Source organism: Streptomyces sp. NPDC002784 (assembly GCF_053592135.1).
The window spans coordinates 1-11,206 of the sequence record NZ_JBSFVD010000059.1 but is presented as its reverse complement, the minus strand read 5'-3'; the positions used below and the strand labels follow the sequence as shown (position 1 = coordinate 11,206).

General features: G+C 75.2%; 4 protein-coding genes. All 4 read right to left on the bottom strand.

Annotated features, from left to right (window positions below):
- Nucleotides 1-180 (bottom strand): antitoxin (locus ACWD1Z_RS35500; protein WP_451124737.1); only part of this gene is annotated, 180 nt, incomplete at its 3' end.
- Nucleotides 181-251: 71 nt separating this feature from the next.
- Nucleotides 252-1,481, bottom strand: a complete 1,230-nt coding sequence (gene ccrA / locus ACWD1Z_RS35495) for a crotonyl-CoA carboxylase/reductase (RefSeq protein WP_451124735.1) — start codon at nucleotides 1,479-1,481, stop codon at nucleotides 252-254.
- Between the two features lie 29 nt (nucleotides 1,482-1,510).
- Complete coding sequence (locus tag ACWD1Z_RS35490; RefSeq protein ID WP_451124733.1) at nucleotides 1,511-5,533, bottom strand: alpha/beta fold hydrolase; 4,023 nt, start codon at nucleotides 5,531-5,533, stop codon at nucleotides 1,511-1,513.
- A partial coding sequence (locus tag ACWD1Z_RS35485; RefSeq protein ID WP_451124731.1) for an SDR family NAD(P)-dependent oxidoreductase occupies nucleotides 5,526-11,206 on the bottom strand: 5,681 nt, incomplete at its 5' end. The genes ACWD1Z_RS35485 and ACWD1Z_RS35490, both read right to left, overlap by 8 nt.

Below are 11,206 nucleotides of genomic sequence, written 5' to 3'. Positions count from 1 at the left end.
GCCGCCGTCCCGGTAGGAACGCCGTACCGCGTCGGCGGCCGTGTCGGTCTTGGCGTCGTACTTGTTGCCGGTCCGCTCGTCGACCATGCGCTCGGCGCCCGAGACGCCCTTGTCGGCCTGGTCGGGGTGGCCCTTGGCCAGCTGCTTGGCCTTGTTCATCATGTCGCCCAGCTTGCCCATGGGAAGTACCTCCGGCGGGGGTGGCATGTGCGTCGTACCCCGCCGCAGGTACCCCTCTGAACCGGGGCGAATCACCCCCGGTCGCCCACCCGGGCGGCCATGTTCCCCGCCGGATGGCGGTTGTCGTGGATGAGCTGGTGGGCGAGGCCGATCTCCTCGAAATCGAAGGTCCGGGACAGACACGGGTCGATGACGCCCTGGTCGATCAGCCGGGTGATCTCCCGTGCCTCGCGGGCGGTGGCGACGTGCGAGCCCTGCAAGCGCTTCTGCCGCATCCACATGAAGCGCAGGTCGACGTCGCCGTTGTAGCCGGTGGTGCCGCCGCACAGGACGACCATGCCGCCGTTGTCACACAGGTACAGGGACGTGGGGATGGTGTCGGCGCCGGAGTGCTCCAGCACGATGCGCGGGCTGCGGCGCTCGCCGAGCACCTCCCAGAAGGCCCGTCCGAAGGCGCGGGCCCCCGACAGCCAGCGGCCCATCGCCTCGTCGTCGGAGGTGTCCGGCAGCCGCCCCCAGTGGTCGAACCGCCGCCGGTCGATCCAGCCCTCGGCGCCCAGCTTGAGGCAGAACTCGCCGCGCTCCTCGCTGGAGACGACCGCGACGGGGATGCCGCCGACGTGCCGCACGAGCTGGATGGCGATGCAGCCGAGGCCGCCTGCGCCGCCCCAGATCAGCACCGGGTCGCCAGGGCGCACGGTGTGCGGGGGCCAGCCGAACAGCTGGCGGTAGGCGGTGGCGGCGGTCGCCATGTAGCAGGCGGCCTGCGCCCAGGACAGCCGGGCGGGCTTGGGGTGGAGCATGTAGTCGTCGACGACGGCGAACTGGGCGAAGGAGCCGTAGTTCTCCTCGTAGCCCCACACCCGCTGGCTGGTGGACCAGGTGGGGTCGCCGCCGAGGCGGATGTCCTCGGCCCTCTCGTCCCAGCGGTTGGCGAGGACGACGACCTCGTCGCCGAGCTTCACCCCGCGGACGTCCTCGCCGACCGCCCAGACGATCCCGGACAGGTCGGAGCCGCCGATGTGGAAGTCCTCGGTGGCGCCCGCCTTCTGCCGGGCGGCGATCACGTCGAGCGGCTCGCCCAGCGCCGCCCAGACGTTGTTGTAGTTGATGCCGGCGGCCATCACCTTCACCAGGACCTGGCCGCGGCCCACGGGCGGGACGTCGACCACCTCGGTACGGAAGGCGTCGACGGGTTGTCCGTAGCGCTCACGGCGGATGAGCGAGGCGTGCATCTTCGTCGGGACGGTGCCGATCTCGGGCGCGTCCCCGAGTTCGTAGAGGTCCTGGGTCGCTCTCACGCTGGTTCTCCTCAACACTCAACACGGGTTCACGGGGAAGGGGGTGTGGCGGTCCGGTCGCCGGGGCCGCGCAGGGCCTTGGCGACCGCCGCACCGATGCGGGCGATCGGTTCGGGTTCGGTCATCTCGTAGTGGCCGCAGGGCACGTGGTGGTCGTGGAGGGTGCCGTCGACGTAGGGCCGCCAGCTGTCGGCCTTGCCGGGCAGCACCGCCAGGTCCGCCGGGAAGTCGGTGGGCTGCTCCTCGGCGGCGCTGAAGAACAGCACGTCACCGCGGTAGACGCCGGGGGCGAACTGGGGCGCGATGCGCAGGTTGTTGCGCATGACGTCGGCGATCGCGGCGGCCTCGGCGCGGGTGACGGGCACGCTCGCCGGGTCGGCAAGGACGCGGGCGTCGATCCGCTCCAGGACGCTCTCCACGGCTGCCGCCGCGTCGACGGGGAGACCGGCCACCCGAGACAGCAGGGCCGCCACCTGGCGTTCGGCCGCGTCGGGGTCGTGGGCGGTGCCGTGCGGCTGGGGGGCGTCGAGCAGGGCGAGGAGTTCGACGCGCTCTCCGTCGCGCTGGAGGGCGCAGGCCATGGCGTGGGCGACGAATCCGCCGTAGGACCAGCCCAGCAGCCGGTACGGACCGTGCGGCTGCACCTGGCGCACCAGGTCGAGGTAGTGGGCGACCATGGCGGCGGCGTCCGGCGCGGGCGGCCGGGTGCCGTCGAGGCCGGCCGCCTGGATGCCGTAGACGGGCTGGTCGCCGCCGAGGTGGGGCAGCAGGCCGGTGTAGCGCCAGGAGACGCCGGCGCCGGGGTGGACGCAGAACAGGGGCGTGGCGGTGCCCTCGGCGCGCAGCGGCAGCAGCGGTCCGAGCGCGGTGGGGGCGGTCCGCTGCGCCTCCCCGTCCTGCTCGTCGGCGGCGGCGAGGACTCCGGCCACGGTGGGCGCGGCCAGCAGGGCCGCCGCCGGGACGTCGAGGACGCCGGCCTGGCGCAGCCGGCCTGCGAGCAGCACGGCGCGCATCGAGTCGCCGCCGAGGTCGAAGAAGTTGTCGTGCAGGCCGATGCCGTCGATGCCGAGGGTGTCCTCCCAGAGCCGGGTGACCTCCCGTTCGCGTGCGGTGCGGGGCGGTACGTGCTCCGTGGCCAGCCGGGGCCGCGGGGCGAGGCCGGAGGCGGTCTCTTCCGCGTCCGGAGTGTCGTCGGGGGCGGTGCGGGTGCCGGGGGCGTCGATCCAGTGGCGCCGGCGGTCGAAGGCGTAGGGGGGCAGCGGGGCCCGCCGGGGCGTGCCCGGCACCGCGGGCAGGGCGCTGTCCACGCCCACGCTCCACAGCCGTCCCAGTGCCTCGGCGAGGACGAAACCGTCGGACGCCTCGGCCTTGGCGTGCCGCATGGTGGTCACCGTCACCGGTGCCGCGTCGGCGAGCCGGCCGGTGGCGAGCTTGGTGAGGGTGTCGCCCGGCCCGATCTCCACGAGGACGGGGTGCAGGCGGTCCCACAGGGCGGCGATGCCGTCGGCGAACCGCACGGTGTGGCGGGTGTGGTCGAGCCAGTGGCGTACGGAGGTGGCCTGGGCGTCGGTGACCCAGGTGCCGGTGACGTTGGTGACGTACGGGATGCGTGGCGGGCGCAGGGTGACCTGGCGCAGGTGGGTCTCGTAGGCGGGCAGGAGCGGGTCCAGGACGTGGGAGTGGGCGGCGACGGGGATGCGCAGGCGGCGGAACGGGACGTCCCGGCGGGTCAGTTCGGCCTCGAAGCGTTCGACGGCGTCGAGGTGTCCGGCGACGGTGCAGGCGCCGGGTGCGTTGACGGCGGCCAGGGACAGGCCGTCGTCGAGCAGCGGGCGGATCTCCTCGGCCGGGGCGGCGACGCCGACGGTGGCGCCGCCGGCCGTGCTGATGAGGCGGATGCGTTCGGTGACCAGGGGCAGCATGTCCGTCAGGTCGATGACCCCGGCCAGGCAGGCGGCCGTGTACTCGCCGAGCGAGTGGCCGATCAGCGCGTCGGGGCGGACGCCCGACTCGATGAGTGTGCGGGCCAGGGCGTACTCGGTGACCACGAGCCCGAGGAACGCGGCGGTGTCGTCGGGCCGCCGCTCCTCGAAGAGGGCGGTGCGCACGTCGGCGCCGAGGACGGGCCGCAGGATGCGGGCGCACTCGTCGACGGTGTCGCGGTAGACGGTGTGGTCGCGGTACAGCTCCGCGCCCATGCCCGGGTACTGGGTGCCGCCGCCCGGCAGCAGGAACGCCACGCGGGCCGGGTCGTCGGAGAGCGGCGGGGTGGCGGGGGCCGCGGAGCGCAGCGCGTCGAGGGCCTCGTCGCGGGAGGCCGCGGTGACGGTGAGGCGGTGGCGCAGCGCGGGCCGGTCGGTGCGCAGGGAGTGCGCCACGTCGTCCAGGCGCAGGTCCGGGCGGCGTTCGAGGTGCCGGGCGAGTGCCTGGGCCTGGCCGCGCAGGGCGCTCGCGGTGCGCGCGGACAGCGGCAGCACCAGGCGGCGGCCGTCCTCGGGCGGGCGGGGGGTGCCGGGGGCGGTGGGCGGGGCCTCCTCCAGGATCACGTGGGCGTTGGTGCCGCCGATGCCGAAGGCGCTGACGGCGGCTCGGCGGGGGTGGTCGCCCTCGGGCCAGTCCTCCAGTGCGGTGGGCACGCGGAACGGGCTCGCGTCGAAGTCGATGAGCGGGTTGGGGCGGCCGAAGTGCAGGCTCGGCGGGATCTGCCGGTGTTCCAGGGCCAGGACGGCCTTGATGAGTCCGGCGATGCCCGCGGCGGCGCCGAGGTGGCCGATGTTGGTCTTCACCGAGCCGAGGGCGCAGAAGCCGGTCCGCCGGGTGCTGTGCCGGAACGCCTCGGTGAGCGCGGACACCTCGATCGGGTCGCCGAGCTTGGTGGCGGTGCCGTGCGCCTCGATCAGGCCGATGGTGCCGGCGTCGACCTCCGCCTGGGCCTGCGCGGCGAGGATCACCTCGGTCTGTCCGGCGGCGCTGGGCGCGCTGAAGCCGACCTTGCGGCGGCCGTCGTTGTTGACGGCGCTGCCGCGGATGACGGCGCGGATGCGGTCGCCGTCGGCGAGGGCGTCCTCCAGCCGCTTGAGCACGACGGCCCCGACGCCGTCGCCGGAGGAGGTTCCGGCGGCGTCGGCGGCGAAGGCGCGGCAGTGGCCGTCGGGCGAGAACGGTCCATCGGGCACGTGGCGGTAGCCGAGCGCGGCCGAGGGGTTGAGGGAGACGGCTGCGGCGAGCGCGGTGTCGCAACGGTGGTCCAGCAGGTCCTGGCAGGCGGTGTGCACGGCGACCAGCGCGGTGGAGCAGGCCGTCTGGAGGGACACGCTCGGTCCGGTGAGGCCGAGTTCGTAGGAGACGCGGGTGGCGAGGGTGCCGAGGGAGTTGGCGGTGGCCGCGTGGACCAGCTCCACCGAGCCGGGCTGCCCGGCGAAGCGCGGGTGCACGTGGGCCGGGTAGTAGCGGCTGTCGCCCGCGCCCGCGTAGACGCCGAACGCCTCGGCCGTACGGTCGCCGCCGAGGCAGCCCGCGTCCTCCAGTGCGTGGTAGGCCGTCTCCAGCAGCAGCCGCTGCTGCGGGTCGACGACGGCGGCCTCGGCGGGGCTGTAGCCGAAGAAGCCGGAGTCGAAGCGGTCGATGCCCTCGACGGCCGACACCATCCGGATCAGCGTGGGGTCGCCCAGGCCGCGCGGGTCGCCGCCGGCGGCGAGGTACTCCTCGTCGGTGACGGGCCGGATCGCCTCCCGCCCGGCCGCGAGGTTCTCCCAGAAGGCCTCGAGGTCGTCGGCGCCGGGGAAGCGGCCCGCCATGCCGATGACGGCGACGGCGGGGAACTCGGGGAACTCCTCGTCGTGGGGTGCGCTGGTGTCGTGCACGGCCTGTGCCTCGTCCTCTCCGGGCTCGGTGGTGTGCGGGGTGGGCTTCGCCCGGTCGTCTCGGGGCTCGGCGGGGTGCGGCGTGGGCTGCGCCCGGTCCTCTCGGGGCTCGGCGGGGTGCGCGGTGGGTTTCGCCCGGTCGTCGTACGGCTGGGTGGGGTGCCGCGTGCCGCTCGCCCTGTCAGGCACGGCCCCGGTCCTTGCCCTGCCGTGCGGTGCGGCGCGCGCGGGCGGCGCGCTGCCGCTGTGCCTGCTCCCTGGCGCGGTCCAGGCCGTCGGCCTCCTGCCGTGGCGGCTGTTCGGCGACCGCCGGGGCACCGGCCCCCGCGGCCGACAGGTGGCGGGCCAGGTCCCGGACCGTGGGGTGGGCGAACAGGTCGACCACCGACAGGTCGGTGCCGAAGGCGCGGTTGACGGCGGTCTGGGCGGTGACGAGGAGCAGCGAGTTGCCGCCCAGGTCGAAGAAGTTCTCGTCCCGGCCCACCCGGTCGCGGCCCAGCACGCCGCACCACACCTCGGCGAGCCGGTTCTCCAGCCGCCGCAGCTCCTCCCCCGCCTCCGCCTCGTCCGGGCGTGCGGTGGTGCCCGCCGAGCGCAGCGTCCACGTGTCGTCCGACAGCTCCGCCGCGCGGGCGCCGTCGGCCGCCGCGCGGTACAGGGCGCCCAGGTCGGTGCCGTCCTCCAGGCCGACGCGGGCGGCCAGGCGCCGCGTCTGGCGCACGGGGGCGACGACGTGGCTGCGGACCCAGGGGGCGGTGCGGTCGGCGCCGATGAGCAGGTGCGGTTCGTCCAGGGTGCGGGCCAGGTCGAACGAGCGCAACGCGGCGGGCGCGTCGAGCAGCCGGTAGCCGCGGGCCTCGGTGAGGGCCGTGAGCCCGTAGCCCCGGCTCATGCCGCGCTCGCGCCACATGCTCCACGCCAGCGACTGCGCGGGCAGGCCGAGGCTCCGGCGGTACCGGGCGAGGGCGTCCAGGTAGGCGTTGGCGGCGGCGTAGGCGGCGTTCATAGCGCCGCCGAAGAAGCCGTTCACCGAGGAGAAGGTGACGAAGGAGGTGACCGGGTGGTCGGCGGTGAGCCGGTGCAGCGTCCACGCGCCGCTCGTCTTCGCCGCGAGGGCCCGGCGCCAGGTGGCGGCGTCCAGTTCGCCCACGGGGCGTTCGACGAGCGCCCCCGCCAGGTGCAGCACGGACGCCAGCGGCGCGCCCCACGCCTCGGCGGCGGCCTCCACCGCGGCCCGTACCTGGTGTTCGTCGGTGACGTCGGCGCGGGCGTAGCGGACCTCGCCCAGCTCGCGCAGGCGGGAAAGGCCCTCGGCCTCGGATTCCGGTGTGCGGCCCGTGATCAGGAGCCGGGTGCCGGGGGTGCGCAGCAGATGGGCGGCGATCTCGGCGCCGACGCCGCCCAGGCCGCCGGTGAGCAGGGCGAAACCGTCGTGGGTGGGCGGCTCGGCGCGGGACGGGGTGCCGGGCAGGGCGGCGAGGCGGCGTGCGTACCGGTGTCCGTCGCGGTACGCCACCTCCGCGCCGTCCGCGGTGACGGTCGCCTCGGCCGTCAGCAGGGCCAGCGGGTCCGTGCCGTCGTCCGGCGGGAGGTCGAGGTGCGTGCCGCGCAGCCAGCCGAACTCCTCGGCCAGCGACTTGAGCAGCGCGCCCGCCATGGCGTGGGCCGGGGACGGGCGGTCGCCGGGGCGTACGGCCTGGGCGCCCGCCGTCACGTACACGAGGTCGACGGGGCGCTGCCGGCCGGGCCGGGCGGCGAGGGCGCGGGCGAAGGCGAGCAGTTCCTGCGCACCGGTCGTGTCCCACGGCGCCGTCCGCGGCGCACGGGGGCCGCGCAGCCCGTCGAGGTGGAGGACGGCGTCGACCGGCCGCCGGTCGTCGTCCAGCCGCCGCAGCAGCTCGGCGTAGTCGGCTTCCTCGGCGGGCCGCAGGCGGTGGTGTGCGGCGTCGAGCCGGGCGTACGACGTCCCTTCACCGACCACCGTGCACAGGCCCCCGCCGGACCGCAGTACGTCGGCGAGCCGTTCCGCGAGCCGCTGGACCCGGGGGTCGCCGCCGGTGAGGACGAGGGTGTGCCGGCCGGGCGGCGTCGTCCGGGCCCCGGGGCGTTCCGTGCGCTGCCACACCGGCCGCAGGAACCAGTCGGGGAGGGTCGCGGCGGTGCCCAGCAGCAGCTGGGTCCGGCGGACCTCGTCGTCGAAGGCGCCCGCCTCGAAGCTCTTGCGGAGCCTGGTGCGCTGGATCTTGCCGATCTCGGTCTTGGGGATCCCCTCCCGTCCGACCGGGATGAGGAAGGCCGGGCTGACGCCGATCTCCCGGGTCACCTTCCCGGCGATCTCACGCAGGGCACCGGGGGTGACCTCCTCGGTGAGGTGGAAGAAGAGCGCTAGTTCGTCGGTGGGCGACGACGGATCGGAGCGCACCGCGACGGCGGCGGTGAAGCTGCGCTCCACGTACGGCAGTTCCTCGACGCACGCCTCTATCTCGTGGCTGTAGTGGTTGACGCCGTTGACGATGATGACGTCCTTGGCGCGGCCGGTGATGTACAGCTCACCGTCGCGCAGGTACGCCAGGTCGCCGGTGTCGAACCAGCCGTCCTCGGTGAACGCCTCCGCGTTGGCGCCCGGGTTGTCGTGGTAGCCGCCGGTCACGGAGGTGCCGCGGACCTGGAACCGGCCCGCCTCGCCCTCCGTGAGGAGCGTGCCCTGCTCGTCGACGATCCGCATGGCGAACCCGGGGTAGGGCAGGCCGCAGCTCACGAACGTCCCCTCGCCGGGGACGGGTTCGGCGGGCAGGACGGCGTCGGTGACCACGGAGCAGGTCTCGGACATGCCCCAGCCGGGGTGCATCACGTCCTGCGGCAGGCCGAACGGTTTCAGCGTGTGCAGGAACCGGCGGGCGGCCGGGGCCACGATGACCTCGCCGGCGTTCATCACCAGCCGCATCGGCGACAGGTCCCAGGTGCGGCCGGCGAAGCGGTGGGAGTGCTCGGCGAGGAGCCCGAAGGCGAAGTTGGGCGCCCAGGTGACGGTGACCCGGTGCCGGTCGGCGAGGTCCATCCAGCGCGGCGGGTCCTGGAGGATGTAGGAGGTGGGGGCGTGGATCTGGCGGCAGCCCAGGTACACGTCGCGCAGGTGGAACATCACCACGCCGGTGACGTGGTCGAGGGGGATCCAGTTGAGGGAGACGTCGTCCGCGCCGAGGCCGTTCAGCTGCTCGGTGGCGGCGGAGCGGGTCAGGACGTTGCGGTGGGTGAGGCGCACCGCCTTGGGCAGGCCGGTGCTGCCGGACGTCATCAGCATCAGCATCAGGTCGTCCGGTGCGGCGGGGTGCCAGTCGTGGTCCTCGGGCGCCTCGCGCAGCGCGTCGGCCGTGGTGAGCCGCGGGCCGGGCCAGTCCTGGCGGGCGGCGACCGCGCGCAGCCCGGCCTCGCGGCCGGCGGAGCACACGATCCAGGGCCGACCTAGCATCCGCCAGATGCCCTCCAGCTTGGCCAGGGCCGCCGACGGGGTGTCGTAGGTGGCGGGGACGGTCAGCGGGACGGCGACGAAGCCGCCGAGGACGCACCCCCACAGCACGGCGAGGAAGTCCTCCGTGGCGTCGCACTGGAGGATGACCTGGTCGCCGGGGCGCAGGCCCGCCCGGCGCAGACCGGCGAGCACGCGGGAGGCCTCGGGGATCAGGGAGGCGTAGGTGCGCCGGTGTTCGCTGCCGTCGGCGTGGACGTGGACGATGTCGCCCCGGTCCTGTGCGGCGGCGCGGCGCAGGGCCTCCGCCCAGCCCGGCACGGACGGCTCGGTGAGGGCGGGGCCCTCGCTGAGGGCCGGTACGGCGGAGGCGGCCTGGGTGCGGGCGGCGGGGGCGGGGTTCGTGGTGCGGTCGGGCAGGCCGGTGTGGCGGCGTTCCAGTTCCTCGGGGGTGTTCTCCACCGTCACGTCGGCCGTGGTGACGCCCGGGATCTGTGCCAGCCGCTCCCGCCAGGTGCCGGCGGCGAGGCGGTCGACGGCCGGCAGGGCGTGCAGCGCCGCGGTGTCGACGGTGCCGTCCTCGGCGCGGGGCAGCGCGTTGACCGCCGTGACCCGGACGGTGCCGTGGCCCGCGCGGTCCAGGAGTTCCTCGACGCGTTCGGCGGCGTCCGCCCTCCCGGGCACCACGTACAGGCGCGGCGGGGCGCCGTCGGTGCCGGGCAGGGCGCGGGCGTCGCGGATGCCGGGCACGGACAGGGCCGCGTCCTGCAGTTCCGCGGGGTCGGCCGCCGCCGGGGCGGGGGTGCGCCCGGGGAGCGCGGGCAGCTCGCCGACGCGGGTGCCGGGCTCGGCGCTCACGGTGCCAAGGACGTCGTGCAGGGCGCGGGCGAACGCCTCGGCGGTGCCGGGGTCGTACAGGTCGGTGGCGTACTCGATGTGCAGGGTCAGGCCGTCGGGGGTGCCGTCGGGGGTGTGGCGTTCCAGGACGTCCACGAAGAGGTCGAACTTGGCGGTGCCGGTGGCGGTGGGCCGCAGCTCGGCGCGTGTCCCGTCGAGTTCGAGGACGGCGGGTTCGTTGTTCTGCAGGGCCAGCATCACCTGGAACAGGGGGTGGCGGCCGGGTGTGCGGGGCGGGTTGAGGTCGTCGACCAGCCGGTCGAAGGGCAGGTCCTGGTGGTCCAGGGCGGCCAGGTCGGCGGTGCGCAGCCGGGCGATCAGGTCCCGGAAGGCGGGGTCGCCGGAGGTGTCGGCGCGCAGCACCAGGGTGTTGGTGATGAGGCCGATCAGGGGGTCGAGGGCGGGTTCGGTGCGGCCCGCGACGGGGGTGCCGAGGACGATGTCCTCGCCGGCGCCGCTGCGGGTGAGCAGGGCGCTGACGGCGGCGTGCAGCACCATGAAGAGGCTGGCGCCCTCGCGGTCGGCGAGGCTCAGCAGGCTGCGGTGCAGGTCGGCGCCGACGGTCGTCTCGACGTGCGCGCCGCCGCCGCGCGGTGCGGTGGGGCGGGGCCGGTCGCCGGGCAGGGTGCACTCCTCGGGCAGGCCGTCCAGCGCGGTGCGCCAGTGGGCGGTGAGCCGCTCCAGCCGCCCGGGGCCGTCCGGTCCGGGGGCGAGCAGGGCGCGCTGCCACAGCGCGTAGTCGGCGTACTGTGCGGGCAGCGGTGTCCAGTCGGGTGCCCGCCCGGCGCGGCGGGCCGCGTAGGCGGTGCTCAGGTCCTCGGCGAAGGGCCGCAGCGACCAGCCGTCGGCGGCGCTGTGGTGCAGGACGAACAGCAGGGTGGAGCCCAGCAGCCAGACGGCGAGGGGGCTTTCGGCGGTGAGGTCGAAGCGGTACCGCAGCGCGGCGGTGACGTGGGCGGCCGTCTCCGCGGCGGGGCAGTCGACGTGCCGCAGGACGGGGCGCAGTTCCCCCGGCGGCAGGATGCGCTGGTGGGGGACGCCATCGTTGTCGGCGATCACCGTCCGCAGGATCTCGTGCCGGTCGCAGAGGTCGCCGAGGGCCGCCCGGAGCGCGTCGGTGTCGACAGCGGCGTCGAGCGGGACGAGGAGCGGGATGTTGTAGGTGGCCGCTCCGTCGTCGAGCCGGTTCAGGAACCACATGCGTTCCTGGGCGTACGACAGCGGCACCCGCGCCGGGCGTTCGGCGGTGCCGAGGGCCGGGCGGGGCAGGGCGCCGTCCGCCGGTACGTCGAGCCGCCGGGCGAGGGCGGCGGGGGTCGGTGTCCCGAACAGGACGGTGATGGGGATCTCGACGCCGGTCTCGTGCCGCAGGCGGGCCAGCAGACGGGTGGCGAGCAGGGAGTCGCCGCCGAGGTCGAAGAAGTTCACGTCGGTGCCCACGGTGTCCCGGGGCAGCTTCAGCACCTCCTCGAACAGGCGGCAGACCAGGGCCTGCCGCG